The 15,679-nt window shown below is 52.5% G+C and carries 20 protein-coding genes and 1 pseudogene; 17 read left to right on the forward strand and 4 right to left on the reverse strand.

The features are described from left to right. The 13 genes and pseudogenes from H6G62_RS23090 to H6G62_RS23150 form a co-directional block, all read left to right on the forward strand. Window positions 1–522 (forward strand): annotated as a pseudogene (locus H6G62_RS23090) (DNA methylase); the annotation flags it as partial. Window positions 523–622: 100 nt separating this feature from the next. Further along, window positions 623–1,237: a Uma2 family endonuclease gene (locus H6G62_RS23095; protein ID WP_190499590.1), complete on the forward strand. Its 615-nt coding sequence runs from the start codon at window positions 623–625 to the stop codon at window positions 1,235–1,237. Window positions 1,238–1,276: 39 nt separating this feature from the next. Next, window positions 1,277–1,471 carry a hypothetical protein gene (locus H6G62_RS23100; RefSeq protein WP_190499592.1) on the forward strand — a complete coding sequence of 65 codons (195 nt, stop codon included), beginning with the start codon at window positions 1,277–1,279 and terminating at the stop codon, window positions 1,469–1,471. Between the two features lie 72 nt (window positions 1,472–1,543). Then, window positions 1,544–1,843, forward strand: a complete 300-nt coding sequence (locus H6G62_RS23105) for a hypothetical protein (RefSeq protein ID WP_190499594.1) — start codon at window positions 1,544–1,546, stop codon at window positions 1,841–1,843. 5 nt (window positions 1,844–1,848) lie between these two features. Beyond that, window positions 1,849–2,244 carry a type II toxin-antitoxin system VapC family toxin gene (locus H6G62_RS23110; RefSeq protein ID WP_190499596.1) on the forward strand — a complete coding sequence of 132 codons (396 nt, stop codon included), beginning with the start codon at window positions 1,849–1,851 and terminating at the stop codon, window positions 2,242–2,244. Between the two features lie 18 nt (window positions 2,245–2,262). After that, a complete protein-coding gene (locus tag H6G62_RS23115) occupies window positions 2,263–2,451 on the forward strand; it encodes a hypothetical protein (RefSeq protein WP_199325191.1) in 189 nt (62 codons plus the stop codon). Window positions 2,452–2,454: 3 nt separating this feature from the next. Continuing rightward, the gene (locus H6G62_RS23120) at window positions 2,455–5,622 is read left to right on the forward strand and encodes an SNF2-related protein (protein ID WP_190499598.1); all 3,168 of its coding nucleotides are present in this window, start codon (window positions 2,455–2,457) and stop codon (window positions 5,620–5,622) included. Between the two features lie 396 nt (window positions 5,623–6,018). Then, entirely contained in the window at window positions 6,019–6,975 is a 957-nt protein-coding gene (locus H6G62_RS23125) for a GTP-binding protein (protein ID WP_190499600.1), read from the forward strand. Window positions 6,976–7,002: 27 nt separating this feature from the next. Beyond that, window positions 7,003–7,533 (forward strand): DUF1097 domain-containing protein, encoded by a 531-nt coding sequence (locus tag H6G62_RS23130; RefSeq protein ID WP_190499602.1) that lies wholly within the window; start codon window positions 7,003–7,005, stop codon window positions 7,531–7,533. A 50-nt stretch (window positions 7,534–7,583) separates the two neighbouring features. Further along, window positions 7,584–8,330: a nitrile hydratase subunit beta gene (gene nthB / locus H6G62_RS23135; protein WP_190499604.1), complete on the forward strand. Its 747-nt coding sequence runs from the start codon at window positions 7,584–7,586 to the stop codon at window positions 8,328–8,330. Window positions 8,331–8,363: 33 nt separating this feature from the next. Then, window positions 8,364–8,993 carry a nitrile hydratase subunit alpha gene (gene nthA, locus H6G62_RS23140; RefSeq protein WP_190499605.1) on the forward strand — a complete coding sequence of 210 codons (630 nt, stop codon included), beginning with the start codon at window positions 8,364–8,366 and terminating at the stop codon, window positions 8,991–8,993. A 116-nt stretch (window positions 8,994–9,109) separates the two neighbouring features. After that, a complete protein-coding gene (locus H6G62_RS23145; protein ID WP_190499608.1) occupies window positions 9,110–9,499 on the forward strand; it encodes a nitrile hydratase accessory protein in 390 nt (129 codons plus the stop codon). A gap of 56 nt (window positions 9,500–9,555) precedes the next feature. Continuing rightward, window positions 9,556–10,203 carry a HupE/UreJ family protein gene (locus H6G62_RS23150; protein ID WP_190499610.1) on the forward strand — a complete coding sequence of 216 codons (648 nt, stop codon included), beginning with the start codon at window positions 9,556–9,558 and terminating at the stop codon, window positions 10,201–10,203. Between the two features lie 77 nt (window positions 10,204–10,280). Here the strand turns inward: H6G62_RS23150 and H6G62_RS23155 are convergent, their stop codons facing one another. The 3 genes from H6G62_RS23155 to H6G62_RS23165 all read right to left on the reverse strand — a co-directional run bounded on the left by H6G62_RS23155 (window position 10,281) and on the right by H6G62_RS23165 (window position 11,745). Beyond that, complete coding sequence (locus H6G62_RS23155; protein ID WP_199325192.1) at window positions 10,281–10,919, reverse strand: CAP domain-containing protein; 639 nt, start codon at window positions 10,917–10,919, stop codon at window positions 10,281–10,283. 10 nt (window positions 10,920–10,929) lie between these two features. After that, window positions 10,930–11,358 carry a hypothetical protein gene (locus tag H6G62_RS23160; RefSeq protein ID WP_190499612.1) on the reverse strand — a complete coding sequence of 143 codons (429 nt, stop codon included), beginning with the start codon at window positions 11,356–11,358 and terminating at the stop codon, window positions 10,930–10,932. Window positions 11,359–11,517: 159 nt separating this feature from the next. Then, window positions 11,518–11,745: a hypothetical protein gene (locus tag H6G62_RS23165; protein WP_190499614.1), complete on the reverse strand. Its 228-nt coding sequence runs from the start codon at window positions 11,743–11,745 to the stop codon at window positions 11,518–11,520. Window positions 11,746–11,900: 155 nt separating this feature from the next. On the opposite strand from H6G62_RS23165, the gene recA reads away from it, so the two are divergent. The 3 genes from recA (at window position 11,901) to H6G62_RS23180 (ending at window position 14,002) form a co-directional block, all read left to right on the forward strand. After that, on the forward strand, window positions 11,901–13,016 hold the full coding sequence (recA, locus tag H6G62_RS23170; protein WP_190499616.1) for a recombinase RecA: 1,116 nt from the start codon (window positions 11,901–11,903) through the stop codon (window positions 13,014–13,016). Between the two features lie 173 nt (window positions 13,017–13,189). After that, complete coding sequence (locus H6G62_RS23175; protein ID WP_190499618.1) at window positions 13,190–13,549, forward strand: hypothetical protein; 360 nt, start codon at window positions 13,190–13,192, stop codon at window positions 13,547–13,549. 93 nt (window positions 13,550–13,642) lie between these two features. Next, complete coding sequence (locus H6G62_RS23180; protein ID WP_190499620.1) at window positions 13,643–14,002, forward strand: hypothetical protein; 360 nt, start codon at window positions 13,643–13,645, stop codon at window positions 14,000–14,002. Window positions 14,003–14,160: 158 nt separating this feature from the next. Here H6G62_RS23180 and H6G62_RS23185 read toward each other — a convergent pair whose 3' ends face one another. Next, window positions 14,161–14,490, reverse strand: coding sequence for a hypothetical protein (locus H6G62_RS23185; RefSeq protein WP_190499622.1), 330 nt, complete (start codon window positions 14,488–14,490; stop codon window positions 14,161–14,163). Between the two features lie 380 nt (window positions 14,491–14,870). Here H6G62_RS23185 and H6G62_RS23190 point away from each other — a divergent pair, with 380 nt between their 5' ends. Continuing rightward, window positions 14,871–15,647 carry an SDR family oxidoreductase gene (locus H6G62_RS23190; protein WP_190499623.1) on the forward strand — a complete coding sequence of 259 codons (777 nt, stop codon included), beginning with the start codon at window positions 14,871–14,873 and terminating at the stop codon, window positions 15,645–15,647. Window positions 15,648–15,679 lie beyond the last annotated feature (32 nt).

A 15,679-nucleotide genomic window follows, 5' to 3' on the forward strand; every position in this document is an offset into this window, starting at 1 on the left:
TTCGACCCCCTCACCCAGTGGTACATCCTCGCCTGGGATGCCTTCCGCGCCCGCGAGTTCCCCTTCGATGAAGCGCGACAGCTCGCCCTCGCCGTCGGTGGCTTCAATGTCTCCGACCTGGCCAAAACCCACAAACTGATCGACTCCGCCAGCGGCACCTGCAAACTGCTCACCCCCCAGCAGCGTCTCAAAAAACGCGCCTTCTCCACCAACCCCGACGACTTCTCAGCCGCCGCCCTCATCGATGGCCTCCACGCCATCATCGCCCTCTACCTCGAAGAACAAAGCATCGACCCCGTCCGCCGCTTCCTCAAAACCACTGGCCTACTCAGCAACGATCTGTTCATGCGGGCCTGGGAAGTGGCCCTCAAGGCCATCCCCCACATCGGCGACGAACGCAAACGCATGGTCGAAGAAAAAGCCCTCGCCGACCTGTGGCTAGCGATGGATGAGATTCAGGCCAAGGTGGTTTATGTGCAGCCAGAGCTAGATTTGGCAGGGGGGCAGATGGGGCTGTTTTAGGAGACGGGGCAAGAAGACGCGGAGAGAGGGAGACGCGGGGAGAGGGCGTTTTACGAGAGGAGTGATACAGTCAAAACTACGACGAGAGGTTCAGCGTGCTATGACGGCATCTTTGCTTAACATTCCGCCTTCTCTCCCCAGCGCAGAGCAACGCCTGGTGTTAGAGGGTGTTACCTGGCAACAATACGAGGCCCTGGTGACGCTGTTTATGAACCAGTTTCCCGCCCTGCGGATGACCTACCTGGAGGGTTCCCTAGAACTGATGACGACCTCCCCTGAGCATGAACGCCTTAAAACCATCATTGCTCGTCTCATCGAAGCCTTCGCCGAAGAACTGGATTTAGACCTCAATGGCTATGGCTCGGCCACCTTTCGCCAAGAAGCTGCCGCCCGTGGGTTAGAGCCCGATGAATGCTATTGCCTAGGTGAACTCCAAGCGGTGCCCGATATCGCCTTAGAAATTGCCCTAACCAGCGGTGGCCTTGATAAGCTCAAGGTCTATCAAGGCTTGGGGGTAAAAGAAGTTTGGTTCTGGGAAAAGCAACAACTTAGCCTCTATGGCCTAACAGAAACAGGCGAAACCTACGAAGCACTAGAGAGAAGTCAACTTTTGCCAAAACTCGATGTCGCTCTTCTCGCCAGCTATGTTGAAAGTAGCCGCCAAACCCAGGCCGTTAAAGCCTATCGTTTGGCTCTAAGGGAGAGCGTATTTTAAGCATGGCTAAGGTGCCAAATTTGAAAATGGAGCATTCGCATGAAAGCCAAAGGCATCAAACGAGGCAACACCATTGAGCTAGTTGATCAGACCCTTGATATTCCAGATGGTACCGAGGTCATGGTGATCATTACTCTCCTCACTGACCTGATTGGCTCTGCCCCCGGCAGCTTTGCCACTCCCGAAGAAGCCGACCAGTTCATTCGCGAGCAACGAGACGAATGGGATTACTAGACACACTACAGGGTGATCAGATCGATTGGGAACCAACGTTAAATTCAGTACGAATTTTAGAGGAAACAGAACATGTTGAATGAACTCAGGCAAACAGCCGTAGTCAGACCTGGAGGTGTAATTGAAGTTCGATCTGATGAGTTACCTGTAGGCAGCACCGTCGATGTGATTGTGCTGATTAACCGCGATGTCACTCATCTCCTACCGCCTCATCCCCTTAGCGGGCTAAGTAAAGAGGAGCGCATCGCCAAAATTCGAGCAGCGGTCGGTGGATGGAAAGATGATCCTGAAATTGCTGAAATCTTTGATGCAATCGCCCAAGAACGTCACGCCTACCAGGGTAGACCTCTCGCTGACTTTGATGAAGAGTAGACATTATGTATCTTTTGGATACCAATATTTGCATTGCTTTAAATCAAGAACATCCTGCCGCTTTGGCCCAATTCGAGCAAAAGGGCGACGAATGCTACATCTCTACCCTGATTCTGGCTGAGCTGTATAAGGGAGTTTACTGCTCTCAACGAGTCGCTAAAAACTTGGCAGAATTAGAAAGTTTATTAAGTGTGCTTGCCATCCTCCCATTTGATGAGGAAACGGCTGAAGAGTTTGGCAAAATTCAGGGAGAGCTGCGCCGCATTGGTAGACCAACCGGGGAAGTCGATGCCATGATTGCTGCCGTTGCCCGAATCCGTGGCGATATTGTTGTTACCCACAACACCCAAGACTTCGAGAACATTCCTCGGCTACAGCTAGAAGACTGGCTGATCAGCTAATCGATTTTAGATCCAGCTATGACCTTATCTACCCAAAAAACAATTGAGACTGAGGCTGATTACGAAAATGCCTTGGCGCGTATCACTAACCTTATGGATGCAGCCCCAGATACCCCTGAATCTGGAGAATTAGATAGGTTGGCTACCTTGGTAGAAGCCTACGAAGATCAGCGCTACCCGATTGGCTTGCTAAACTCTACGACCTAGACTATGCCTTTTCAGCTACCAACCTACCCCTGGCGTATCAGCTACGCCAGCGACACCAGCAACCCCGTCGCCGACTTCTACATTCCTGCCCTAGAGCGGTCTACACAATATGACCGCAAATCCGGCTTCTTCAACAGCGCCATTCTCAGCCAGGTGGCCGGGGGGCTGGGGGCCTTCCTCCAAAACGAGGGCCACATCCGGCTAATCATGAGCTGCCACCTCAGCAAAACCGACCTCCAAGCCATCCAGCAAGGCTATGCCCTTCGCGATGCCGTCGCCACCCGCCTCGATGCCAACCTCACGGCCCCCACCAGCTTTGCCCAACTCAAACGCCTCGAAATTCTAAGCTGGCTAATCCAAAGTGGTCGCCTCGATATCCGTATCGCCATCCCCCTGCGCCAAGACGGCCAACCCCTCGACCCCGACGAGGCCATCAACACCCACTACATCTATCACGAGAAAGTCTGCCTCTTCACCGACGCCGACGGCAACCAGATCGCCACCACTGGCTCCAACAACGAATCCAGCGGCGGCTGGAACTTCAACGTCGAATCCTTCCATGTCTTTTGTTCCTGGGAAGGCTCCCGCGACCTGGCCCGTGTGCAGGAAGAAACCCTGCGGTTCGAGCAGCACTGGCACAACCAAATCCCCAGCGTTCGAGTCTTTGAGGTGCCCGATGCCGTCAAACGCAAGCTGATTCGCTACGCCCCGCCCCAGCGCCCGACCTGGAAACCTGAGGATGAATTTAACCAGCGCCCCCTCACTCCCCAGGAACGAGAACATCTCGATATTCCAGATCCAGGGGTAGCGGAATCTGAGGATGTGCCTACGACTATTTTCCTAGACGAAGACACCCACAACCAAGAGCGGGCCGCGTTTGAGGCCATCGCCAACATCCACCAAGACCCCGGTTGCCTGAGCGCTTGCCTCACCTCCATTCCCATCCAGCCCTGGCCCCACCAAATCAAAATCCTCAAACGCGCTGCCGCCGAATTTCCCCGCAGCTTCCTGATTGCCGATGAAGTGGGCCTAGGCAAAACCATCGAAACCGGGCTGATTTTGCGCTACCTGGTGGTGTCTCAAAAGGTGAAGCGCGTCCTGGTCTTGGCTCCTGCCAGCGTACAGCCCCAGTGGCACGAAGAACTCCGGGAAAAATTCAACCTCCACTTCTGGAGTTATACCCAGGGCGAATTCAAAGATCCCTATGGCCAAACGAGCCAATCCACGGGCCACCCCTGGAATCAGAAAGACCTGATCCTCGCCTCCAGCCACCTGGTGCGCCGTCAAGAGCGGATGCAGAAGCTACTCGATGCCGAGCCTTGGGATTTGGTGATTCTTGATGAGGCTCACCATGCCCGTCGTAAATCGCCCCAGGCCCGCAAAGACACCCCCAACCGTCTGCTGCAACTGCTAGAGCAACTGCGGGAACGCACTCAATCCCTGATTTTGTTGTCGGCCACCCCCATGCAAATTGACCCCATCGAGGTCTTTGACCTGCTGCATGTGCTGGGGCTTAAAGGCCACTGGGCCTATGGCGATACCTTCTGCGACTACTTTTCATCCCTAGAGAGCCAACCAGACCGCCATTTGTTGGACTTCTGGCAAACCATGGCCAGCGACTACTTTGCCCGTGGTGGCCAGCCCTGCCCCCGGCTTCAGCACCATCTGCGCCAGCAAGACCGCATGTTGGCCAGCAAAGTAGAAGATACCTGGCGGGGACGCATTCGCATCATCAACGAGCGCTCCTACCTACAAGATAAGGCGTTCATCACCGCCTCGCGGCAATTCCTCTCCACCAACACCCCGCTCAAAGACATGATGTTTCGCCACACGCGAGACACCCTGCGGGAATACTACCGCTTGGGCCTGCTAAACAAAGACGTGCCCCGCCGTGAGGTCTGCGACAACGCCATCACCCTAGAACCCACCCGCGAAGCCGACCTCTACCGCCAGGTGAGCGACTATGTGCGCCACTTCTATCGCCTCGCCCAAAAGGAACAGCGCAAAGCCCTGGGCTTTTTGATGACCCTGTATCGCAAACGGTTGACCAGCTCCTTCTACGCCATTCAACAATCCCTCCAGCGACGGCTCGATTCTCTAATTACCCAACAGGGCAGCGGCCTCACCGCCGATGATTTTGCTGACCTAGACGATGCCGATGATGCCATCATCGAAGGGCTAGAGGGCTACATGGAGCCTGTAGACCCTAGGGAAATCGAACAGCTCGAAGCCCTACTGCGACAGTTTGAAAACACCGGAGAAGATACCAAGCTGGCCCACTTCATCGCCACCCTGCGCCAGGAACTGGTGAACCGAGAAAGCGCCATTACCTTCACCCAATACACCGACACTATGGACTTTCTGCGGGATCAACTGCGGGAACTCTACGGCAACCAGGTGGCTTGTTACTCTGGCCGAGGCGGTGAACTGTGGCGAGATGGCCAATGGACAGTGGTGCCCAAGGAGCTAATCAAAACCCGGTTCCGCGATGGCGATATCAAGATCCTGCTCTGCACAGAATCCGCCAGTGAGGGGCTAAACCTGCAAACCTGCGGGGTGTTGTTCAACTACGACATGCCCTGGAACCCAATGCGAGTCGAACAACGCATTGGCCGCATTGACCGCATCGGTCAGCGCTACCCCACCGTCACCATCCACAACTTCTATTACGACGGCACCGTAGAGGCGAAGGTTTACCGCAAACTGCGTGACCGCATCAATGCCTTCACCTCGGTGGTGGGCAACCTTCAGCCTATCCTGGCCCAGGTGCCCACCTTCATCGAGCGGGCCACCATGAGCGTCGATGAGGAAGAGGAAGACGTACTGCTCTCTGAGTTCGATACCGTCCTCGCCGCCCCGCCCCAACGTCCCGCCCTCGATGACATGGTGAAACGAGATGTGGAAGCTGACTTGCAAGAAATTCAGCGGCCCCTGCCACCGTCTCCAGTCAGCCCAGAATTTGTGGAGGCCACCTTTACCCAGTCCCACCGACTAAAAGCCAACGGGGTTCAGTTTATGCAGGCCAGTCCAGGCATTTGGGATATGAGCTATCGCCAGCACACCTATGCCGTCACCTTTAGGCCAGAGGTCTTCGAGGAACACCCCTCACTTCGACTCATGACCTGGGGCGATCCCCTGTTTGAAAGGCTGTTACTAGAAGCGATGAGTTAGAGGCTGAGTTTTGGGATGATTGGTAGATTTCAAAGTCTGTGGTCAACCTATACAGAAGGAGCAAGATTCCTTATTCAATCGATGGCATTGATTATTATCTCTGTCGTTGCAATTACTTAGGAATTTTTGGGGGCATCGACTAAAGGCGATGTCTAGGTCGTAGAGCAGCAATAGTCAGATTGATCAACGTGTTATAGCGGTTTCCTAGTGGATGAGGTACGCCCCAATGATCTCAACAGCCTGATAACAAGGGGCTTAAGCCCCTTGCCTGTACTTCGCTGGAATGAGAACCGCTATAAAACTCTCATTGTGTCGCCTAATATACAGCCCCTATCCCCATACTCCCTTATTTTTCTCTTATGCAAAATAAGGAAAAAATAAGAGAGGTCGTCATCTTTGCAGAATCAGATCCCTACCACGGTGCTGACTGGATATCTAGGTGCAGGTAAGACCACATTACTGAACTATATTCTTACCGCACAGCACGGCAAGCGAATCGCTGTCATTGTCAATGAATTTGGCGAAGTTGGCATCGATAACCAGTTAGTCATAGGTGCTGACGAAGAAATACTTGAGATGAATAATGGCTGCATCTGTTGTACAGTGCGAAGTGATTTAATTCGCATCATTAGCAGCTTGATGGAGCGCTCTAAAGATTTTGATTACCTCATGATTGAAACGACAGGCTTAGCTGATCCGGCCCCTGTCATTCAGTCCTTTTTTGTGGATGAGGTCATGCGATCACGGCTTCTATTAGATGCCATCGTTACTGTTGTTGATGCCAAATATATCTGGGAACATTGGGATAGCAGTGAAGCCCAAGAGCAAATTGCTTTTGCCGATGTTATCTTACTGAACAAGGTTGATTTAGTCTCTCCCCCAATTCTGGAAGAACTGGAGCAGAGAATTCGACAGATGAATGTAATCGCCAAAATCCATCAGACACAGAACTGTGAAATTAGCCTAGATTCTGTGTTAGGAGTCGGAGCTTTTGATCTGAAGAATGCTCTCGGTGTCGATCCAGAGTTCCTAGATGAAGATGCCCACGAGCATGATGAGACAGTTTCCTCCGTGGCTATACAAGAAGGTGGAGTTGTCAATGGCGATAAATTCAATCGCTGGCTCTATCAACTGGTGCAAGAGCGAGGGGCTGATATTTTTCGGATGAAAGGCATCCTTGATATGGATCATGAAGATCGAAGGTTTGTTTTTCAGGGAGTTCACATGACCCTGGATGGCCGTCCAGGTCGTCCCTGGCAGCCTGGGGAAACCCGACGGAATGAACTGGTCTTTATTGGTCGCAACTTGAATGAAGACGAGTTGCGACATGGCTTTCATGATTGCTTAATGTGACCCAAACCATTCGGAGCCCAGCCTATTATGAAACAGTCCGAAGCCCTAAGTATTAGCATCGGTGTTCTTGGCGGTGTAGATGTATTTTTGACGGCGACCGTCATCCCTGTACCCGTTTGGGTTACCTTTACGGCCTGGGCCTCCTTTTTTATTGTTGGGGGCGGCGTTAGAGGATTTACTAAATCTGTTTCCTGCAATATTACAGGGATTATCATTGCAGCCCTTTCTTTATTAGCCATTGACTTAATTGGCCCTAGCCCCCTAGTCGCCGCCATTTGTGTTGGTATCGGTAGTGCTGGTATGGTTCAGGCCTCCAAGCTTCCTTTCACCTACGGTATTACCCCTGCCATTGTGTGGGGGTTTTCCCAAACCGTTGGCACCGTAGCAGTTACAGGTTTAGCTGTAACTGCCCCCTTACCGAATAACCCAGTGTTAATTGCAATTGCCGCTATGATTCTGGGCAATATCTTCGGTTATCTTTCCGAAGCTTGGGGCAAAGCAATGACGACAACTCCTGCTGTCGTTGAGGCCGCTAGGGAAACAGCTAAGGACATCTGAAATCAGCAAAATTCAAATCTTGAAATCAGTGAAATGGAGCTAAAAGATTTATGAAATTACAACATTCTCTAGGCGGATTAGAAGGACTTGGCCCTGTAGACTTTCAGAAGAAAGTATTTGTTGAGCAGTGGGAAAAGCGCATCTTCGGCATTCATACAGCCATGATGGGTTTAAGTACTCATCTCAAGGACGCCTTGCCTGATTATCCGATTGAACAGGTTCCTACAACCTTTAAGGATATCTGGACTTGGGCTGATTTGCGGCGAGGGGCAGAAGCCATGAACCCCTTCGACTACTTTAAATTTCGCTACTACGAAAAGTGGTTGGGAGGTATCTCTGGTTTCTTTGTTGAGAAAGGGTATATTTCTCAAGAAGAACTGGATCAAAAGACCAGTTTCTATCTGAAAGAGGGAAATATTGATCCAGTCCCTCTCCCTCAAAAGGAAATTGCGGCCATTGATGATCAGGTTATCAAGTATCTAGAGCTTGGTGATTCACCTAAACGTGCTGTCGATGTTCAGCCCAAGTTTTCCGTGGGGGACGCTGTGGTTGTTAAGGATATGCCAGTGGTTGAACATACTCGACTGCCAGGGCATTTACGCAGTAAAACTGGAACTATCGACCTAGTCTATGAAGGGTGCTATGCCTACTTTCCTGGCCCCTCTGATGGATTAGGCCCTGCTCAGCCCAGCTATAGCGTCCGCTTTGATCCTAAGGAAATCTGGGGGGAAGAACTCGCTGAAGCTGGCTCTACTTTTTACGCCGATATTTTCGAGATCTATCTCGATGCAGCCTAGACCTAGAATTTTTTGAAGTGAGGTGAGATACCGATGTCTATTCCTGGTGATGAGATCTTTAGCTATAGTCCCAATCGTGAGCTAGAAAGTGCTGCAAAGGTTAGAGCACTCGAAGCTTTGTTGATTGAAAAAGGCATTATTGGTAGTGAAACTGTCAATAAGGTGCTGGAATATTTCGAGTCCAAGATGGGGCCATTTAATGGGGCTAAGTTGGTCGCAAAAGCATGGGTTGATCCAGGCTTCAAGGAGCTTCTAATCAAAGATTGCAATGCTGCCTGTGACGCGATGGGCATGACAACTGGCATGTCTGGTGCAGAAGGTGAGCACATGCGAGTAGCTGAGAATACCTCATCTGTTCATAACTTGATTATTTGCACCCTATGTTCCTGCTACCCTTGGCCGACGTTAGGCTTACCTCCTTACTGGTATAAAGATCCAACCTTCAGATCTAGAGCTGCCCGTGAGCCTCGCAAGGTTCTAAAGGAGTTTGGCCTTGAGCTAGATGATTCTATCGAGGTTCGAGTTTGGGATAGTAGCGGACAGATTCGCTGGTGGGTGCTGCCAGAACGACCTGCTGGTACCGAGCATATGAGTGAAGACGATTTGGCCAATCTTGTTACCCCAGAATCCATGATGGGTGTGGCTACAGTAGCTATTCCTTAGAAGGTTACTAACTTTTTTTCCAAGTCCAGCTTAGGGATTGAAATTTTCCCCTAGCTAAAGCTATACCGCTGGGCTTGGATAAGCTTTACTTTAGCCAGGGAGAAGGTTTATTTCCCATGTTTACCCGATTTGAACATTTTGCTGCCTCTAGCTTGATGGGCAGTGAAGAATCTCCTCCTCGAGAGAATGGAAGTCTTGCTTTCAAGCGAAGCTGGGAACAAGTTGCCTTTGCGCTTGCCATAGCCCTATCAAAAAAAGGGCATTACGAGTGGGAAGACTTTCGTAAAAATTTAATTTCCACCATTGATGAGTGGGAGTCAGAGCATAATCTAGACGACCCAACCTGGGACTACTACCAGCGCTGGTATACCGTTTTAGAAAAGCTTGTAATAGACACAGGTCTTGTAGATAAGACAGAGCTAGAGACAAAGCTATCCACTTTATTAGATTGTGCAAGTGCCCATGATGAGCCTATTCTCTCTGACTCTTCCTCTAGTGCAATCTGATAGCTACCTGTTGATACTTCTGTAAAACCTAGAACTACCGTTAGGACTAACCCACAATGCATATCCAGTCTTTTTCTAACTTGAGACCGAAGATTATCATCAGCAGTCTAGTAGCTATCACCTCGTTAACCCTATGTTTCCCAGCCATGGCTCACCATCCATTTGGTGGTGACTCTCCAACAAATGCGATGGAGGGATTTCTCTCTGGTATTGGACATCCAGTGATTGGCCTTGATCACCTCGCCTTTGTGATCACAATTGGTTTGCTAGCCGCTATCTTTAATCGAGGCTTACTCATTCCTGTGGCGTTTGTTCTAGCTTCACTTCTGGGTACAGGGATTCATTTGTCTAACCTTAACTTGCCTGCACCAGAATTCTTTATTGCTTCATCTGTTTTGGTATTTGGCTTGCTTCTAGCTGCTAAAAATTCATTACCTGCGGGAGCCATGATTCTCCTGGCTTCGATGGCTGGTATGTTCCATGGCTATGCTTATGGAGAGGCTGTCGTTGGGGCAGAAATGTCATCATTGGTTGCTTATTTAATAGGTTTTTCTGCTATTCAGATGTTCATCTCTATGAGCGCTTACCTGTTGGCTAAGCAGCTAGGGGCAAGTAGTGAGGTAAAGCCCCTTAACCTACGTTTCGCAGGCTTTACTCTCTCAGGCATTGGTGTAGCTTTCCTCTCTGCCACAGTTTTAGGCTAACCAATACTTCCCCACAATTCACATGCTGCATTATCCCCGCTGGTTTTTTCCGGCGGGCTTTTTGTGGTTAGTTTACTCTACTGTGCCGGAAAACTAAACATCTGCACCGCATAGATTTCAGTCCCCAGCGGGTTAGCCACAATGCCATAGCCAAAGGTGGTATGATCGGCGGTGAGTAGGTTCTCCCGATGGCCAGGGCTATACATCCATCCCTTCTGGTATTCCTCCACCAGGCCGTAGGAGAGCGTCATCGGCATTCCCCCCACTTGCTGCATGATGTTTTCCCCGGCCCCCACCTGTCCACCCAGGGCCATAAAGCGGTCTGAGGGATCTTGGCCATCGGGGTTAACGTGGTCATAGAACCGCCGTCGCAACATATCCTCAGCATGGCGTTGGGCGGCTAGGGACAACAGTGGATCTTCCACCAGGGGCGGCAGACCATTCACCTGTCTGTCCCGGTTCACCAGGTCAAGGGCGAGGGCTTGGAGTTCGGGCAGCGGTCGATTCCCCAGACGCAAATCCCATCGAGTCTGGGGTTGGCCTATCGTCCAGCCAGGGCCACCGACACCATTGTGCTGAATGAAAAGCTGTTTCAGTTGCACCAGGGCGTAGCAGACCATCATCAGGCTGAACAAAACCACAACGGGGTGGTGCTGAGTTTGGCGGTGGGCTGGGCGATAGACACTAGAACTCTGGTGGCGTCTATGCTTGGTCATGGTGGTGGCCCTAGCGCAGCAGGTTTTGGTAGTAGGTTCTCATGTGGTCTCTGGCGTCCCGGTCGGAGGGGAAACTGCGGGTGGTGAAGTCCATCCCAGAGCTTGACTTAATCCGCAGGTAAACATCGGTGGCATTGACGCGCCACACCTCTAGGGTGAACCGTTCATTACCTCGATTGGCTTGGTTACTAAAGATTCGGCTACCGTCTTCACGAATAGCTGTGGTTAAGAGATCACAGGCATAACCATCCCGGTCATCGTCCAGAGAGGCGGGGGCTGTTCCCATGTAGTAGTGCCACTGGGCTTCTTGCTGGGTAGCGAAGTGAATGCATCGGGTGCCTGCGTAGGGCGGTAAATCTTGGGCTTTGGCGGGGGCCGCGAGGACAAAGAGAAGACTGAGGGGAACACAACGCAAGGCGCGGCTTAGACAAAAAGGCATGGGCTAACCACTGATATCCACAGATCTAACGTGCCCAAGGTGAGGTTGCACCCACTGCTTTTTCGGGTAAGTCGCCAAATTCCTAACTTATCTTGCCTAATACACCTTCTAGTGGCTTTACAGACTTCTGGTTAGAAATCTCCAGAGGCCACCGTAGCCCTAGTCGTAAAGACGGCAGCGGCTAAAGTCAATCTGCGGCCCCGTCGAGCAGTACACCAGGCTACGGGCCGCTTCGAGGGCATCCTGGCTGGTGGGGTAGATTTCGCCATCGGTGAGGGCCGCGAGTTCAGGGGTAATCACCCAGCAGCGGTAGCCCCTGGCTCGATGGGTCACGGCCATTAGCCAGCCAGAGGACACCATCAGCGTATTTAAGCGTTGTTGGGCCATCACCTGACCTCCCCTTGCCGTAGAGGCGTTGTTTTAGCTATTCCGTCCAGACCGGATAACTCCCTATTGCGATTTGGAACAATTGTACTAAACTGGTTCTCTAAAGACAACTGTTCTGGGGTTCAGGGGTCTTGTTCTATCGCACCGAGGGAATTATGGCAGGTCGGAAGAGTAGCAAGTCAGCGGACGATACAGCGGCAAAGCAAACACCGGAGCAGATCGAGAAAGCCAAGGCGTTGACGATGGTGCTGAATCAGATTGAGCGCAACTTTGGCAAGGGCGCAATCATGCGGTTAGGGGATGCCGCCCGGATGAAGGTAGAAACCATTCCCACCGGGGCGCTGACCCTTGACCTGGCCCTAGGCGGTGGTCTACCCAAGGGGCGAATCATCGAAATTTATGGCCCTGAGAGTTCGGGGAAAACCACCGTGGCGCTGCATGTTCTCGCTGAGGTGCAGAAGATGGGTGGGGTCGCGGCCTTTGTGGACGCTGAACATGCCCTTGACCCCATCTACGCCGCCGCCCTGGGGGTGAATGTGGATGAACTGCTGGTGTCCCAGCCGGACACCGGAGAGATGGGCCTTGAAGTGGTGGATCAGTTGGTGCGGTCATCGGCCATTGATGTGGTGGTGGTGGACTCGGTAGCGGCCCTGGTGCCCCGTGCTGAAATTGAGGGGGAGATGGGCGATGCCCACGTTGGCCTCCAGGCCCGGTTGATGAGCCAAGCCCTGCGGAAGATTACCGGGAGCATTGGTAAGTCGCAATGTACGGTCATCTTCTTGAACCAGCTACGCCAGAAGATCGGCATCTCCTACGGCAACCCTGAAGTCACCACCGGGGGGAATGCGCTCAAGTTCTATGCCTCGGTGCGCCTCGACATTCGCCGCATCCAAACCCTGAAGAAGGGCACCGAAGAGTATGGGATTCGCGCCAAGGTGAAGGTGGCCAAGAACAAGGTGGCCCCGCCCTTCCGCATTGGGGAGTTTGACATTCTCTTTGGCCAGGGCATCTCTAGCATGGGCTGTTTGGTTGACCTAGCCGAGCAGCATGGGGTGATCGTCCGTAAGGGAGCCTGGTACAGCTACGAGGGCGACAACGTGGGCCAGGGGCGCGACAACACCGTGCAGCGGCTACTTGAGGATACTGAGTTCGCCAAGAAGGTCGAAGCCCAGGTGCGGGAGAAGTTGGAGATCAGCGGCGGGGTGGCCACCGGAGATGTCGAGATTGAAGTTGAGGACGAGGATGAAGCCTATCTGGAGGAGGACGAGTAGGGATCCATTCTCAAGGAGCAGCGCCGCCCAGAGGCCACCACGCCCCACGCCCAGGTGCTTTAGAGGGTTGTCCTATGGGACTGTCCTATACACAGGGGTTACTTTTTATGGCATCACCCCCACGGGCTGATTTGCTTCATTACTATTGAGTAGTAAAGCGATGAAGGTGCAATATGTCCTCTCTTCTAGACTTCTTCCAGGACTACAGGCGTCTTTTGGATGCTGGTCAGGCTCAGAACCCCCATCGGGCTATTGTCTTCTTGCAGAGGGAGTATCGTATAACGTCTCCAAATGTGTTGGGTGAATTTGATGAAATTTGGCTCAGTGGTGAACCATCGAGTGAACCCTATCTAATACTCTTGAATGTGGCCAAATTCCTTGACCCATCTCTACCAGCGCATGTCAATGCTATTAAGTTCCTGGACAACAACATCAGCCCTGGAACACGATGGAAGTTCGAGCAGATTTGGCATGGCAAGGATGATTGGAAGTGTTCCCCCGATACCGACCCCGAAACTGGTCTTGAAGCCTAACAGGTAATCTGTCCTCGATACCCCTACTAACTGATCTGCTTCATTACGATTGAGTAGTAAAGCCCTGAGTAGTAATAGCGATGAAGGTGTAATATGTCTCTCCTAGACTTTTTCCAGGACTACAAACGCCTTTCTAATGCGGGTGAGACTAGCAACCCCAACCGGGCTTTAGTCTTCTTGCAGAGGGAGTACAACATAACTTCTCCCAGTATAATCAACGACTTTGACACTATCTGGCTCAACGGTAAAGGGGAAGGCCAACCCTTAAGCTTTATCAACGTAGCTAAGTACTTTGACCCAACCCTTTCTCATCACATCAAGGCCATTGAATTTTTAGATGGCAACATCAGCCCTGGAACACGATGGAAGTTCGAGCAGATTTGGCATGGCAAGGATGACTGGCGGTGTCCTCCCGATACCGACCCCAACACTGGTCTTCCCACTGGCCTCTAAAAGCATGAGCCTTGATTGCCCATTGCTCGAAGTCCTTGCGTAACCATTCTCCAGGAGCAGCGCCGCCCGGAAACAACCATGTCCTACGCCCAGGTGCTCAAGAGGGCTGTCCTGTAGGACTGTCTAGTGCTTACATACGTTCCACCCCTCTTGAGGGATTACCTGGTCAGCAGCCGCCCCAGCAGGAGCAGGCAGGCCACCCCCAATAGCGGGGTAGAGATGGCCACAACACGGGCCGATAGCCAGGGTGGTAGGTAGATGTCCTGAACGGCTTGACCTGTGGGGGTGAGGGCTTCAGCCCAGGTTCTCAGGGGGCAACGAAAGCCGTGGGCAGCATAGATCACGACCTCAATGCTGATGAGTCCGAAGGTGATCGCCGTCCAGACCGTGAGTTGATTGGTCAGGCCGCAGTACAGCAGGAATAGAATAGACCCGAACATCACCACGAAGACGAGGGTATGGAACAGGCGCACCCAGGCTAATAACATGGCCTCACCTTCCCAGGCTGGTTGAACCTATGCTACCCCTTGTAGGCGGGTTGGTCGTTGGCCAAGTATCGCGTCCCGGTGTCTCGTAGGATTCGACCCTGCCCCCCCTGCTGGGACGATGTACTGTCCTGGAGTCTTGCGGGATTGTCTTGTCACCCTCACCACGATGACCGCCGCTGTGAGCTTCAGAACAATACGGTAAGCTTGTACTAGCACACTGCACCCCCGCTAGCCCTAAGCCAAATGGCCTAGGGTTTTTTCATGGGCTGTCCTGGGGATGACCGTAGATTGCGTCATGGTGGTTACGCTGGGTCGGCTCAGCCAGCACAGCATTCAGAGTAAAGTGGTGAGCAGGCTTTCAACCACTCGCAGAGACAGACATGACTATTCCTCTCCATGTTTTAGTGACGGGTGCAACGGGGCGCACGGGCGCTATCGTTGTTCAAAAGCTCCAGCAGCGGCCAGGGGAGTTTATCGTCCAAGGGTTTGCCCGTTCTGAAGCCAAGGTGAGGGAGTTGTTTGGCACGACAGACGGATTCTACCTGGGCGATATCTGCAATCCCGATGGTCTCAAGGTCGCTCTAGAGGGCTGTGATGCCTTGGTTATTCTCACCAGCGCCATTCCCCAGATGAAAGCCCCGCCCCAGCCAGGACAGCGGCCTGAGTTTATCTATCCAGAGGGCGGCACCCCAGAGCAGGTGGACTATCAGGGCCAGGTCAACCAAATTGACGCGGCTAGGGCGGCAGGGGTCAAGCACATTGTTCTGGTTGGCTCGATGGGCGGCACCCATGAGCAACACCCGCTCAATCGCATGGCTAACGGCAACATTTTGATCTGGAAGCGCAGGGCCGAAGCTGACCTAATCAAGTCAGGGATAGACTACACTATCATTCGTTCCGGGGGATTACAGGATCAGCCAGGGGGCCAGCGCGAGCTATTGGTGGGCAAAGATGATGAATGGCTGGCCCATCCGCCCGAGGGCATCCCGACCGCTATTCCCCGGTCGGATGTGGCAGAAGTGGTGGTGCAGGCGTTGCGAGCGCCCAGTGCCCGGAATAAAGCCTTTGACCTCATTTCCAAACCAGCGGACACCCCTGGAGCCGTTGTCACCGAGGATTTTCACGCCTTGTTTGAGCAGACAACCCCAGGGCTGTAGGACACCCGTCATGCCTTGGGAGACCCCAGTGG

Source organism: Phormidium sp. FACHB-1136, assembly GCF_014697375.1.
GTDB lineage: Bacteria > Cyanobacteriota > Cyanobacteriia > Phormidesmidales > Phormidesmidaceae > Nodosilinea.

Coding starts and splice junctions, on each gene's coding strand:
- H6G62_RS23095 (WP_190499590.1), top strand. CDS start 623: ATGACGGCATCTTTGCTTAACATTCCGCCTTCTCTCCCCAGCGCAGAG.
- H6G62_RS23100 (WP_190499592.1), top strand. CDS start 1,277: ATGAAAGCCAAAGGCATCAAACGAGGCAACACCATTGAGCTAGTTGAT.
- H6G62_RS23105 (WP_190499594.1), top strand. CDS start 1,544: ATGTTGAATGAACTCAGGCAAACAGCCGTAGTCAGACCTGGAGGTGTA.
- H6G62_RS23110 (WP_190499596.1), top strand. CDS start 1,849: ATGTATCTTTTGGATACCAATATTTGCATTGCTTTAAATCAAGAACAT.
- H6G62_RS23115 (WP_199325191.1), top strand. CDS start 2,263: ATGACCTTATCTACCCAAAAAACAATTGAGACTGAGGCTGATTACGAA.
- H6G62_RS23120 (WP_190499598.1), top strand. CDS start 2,455: ATGCCTTTTCAGCTACCAACCTACCCCTGGCGTATCAGCTACGCCAGC.
- H6G62_RS23130 (WP_190499602.1), top strand. CDS start 7,003: ATGAAACAGTCCGAAGCCCTAAGTATTAGCATCGGTGTTCTTGGCGGT.
- nthB (WP_190499604.1), top strand. CDS start 7,584: ATGAAATTACAACATTCTCTAGGCGGATTAGAAGGACTTGGCCCTGTA.
- nthA (WP_190499605.1), top strand. CDS start 8,364: ATGTCTATTCCTGGTGATGAGATCTTTAGCTATAGTCCCAATCGTGAG.
- H6G62_RS23145 (WP_190499608.1), top strand. CDS start 9,110: ATGTTTACCCGATTTGAACATTTTGCTGCCTCTAGCTTGATGGGCAGT.
- H6G62_RS23150 (WP_190499610.1), top strand. CDS start 9,556: ATGCATATCCAGTCTTTTTCTAACTTGAGACCGAAGATTATCATCAGC.
- H6G62_RS23155 (WP_199325192.1), bottom strand. CDS start 10,919: ATGACCAAGCATAGACGCCACCAGAGTTCTAGTGTCTATCGCCCAGCC.
- H6G62_RS23160 (WP_190499612.1), bottom strand. CDS start 11,358: ATGCCTTTTTGTCTAAGCCGCGCCTTGCGTTGTGTTCCCCTCAGTCTT.
- H6G62_RS23165 (WP_190499614.1), bottom strand. CDS start 11,745: ATGGCCCAACAACGCTTAAATACGCTGATGGTGTCCTCTGGCTGGCTA.
- recA (WP_190499616.1), top strand. CDS start 11,901: ATGGCAGGTCGGAAGAGTAGCAAGTCAGCGGACGATACAGCGGCAAAG.
- H6G62_RS23175 (WP_190499618.1), top strand. CDS start 13,190: ATGTCCTCTCTTCTAGACTTCTTCCAGGACTACAGGCGTCTTTTGGAT.
- H6G62_RS23180 (WP_190499620.1), top strand. CDS start 13,643: ATGTCTCTCCTAGACTTTTTCCAGGACTACAAACGCCTTTCTAATGCG.
- H6G62_RS23185 (WP_190499622.1), bottom strand. CDS start 14,490: ATGTTATTAGCCTGGGTGCGCCTGTTCCATACCCTCGTCTTCGTGGTG.
- H6G62_RS23190 (WP_190499623.1), top strand. CDS start 14,871: ATGACTATTCCTCTCCATGTTTTAGTGACGGGTGCAACGGGGCGCACG.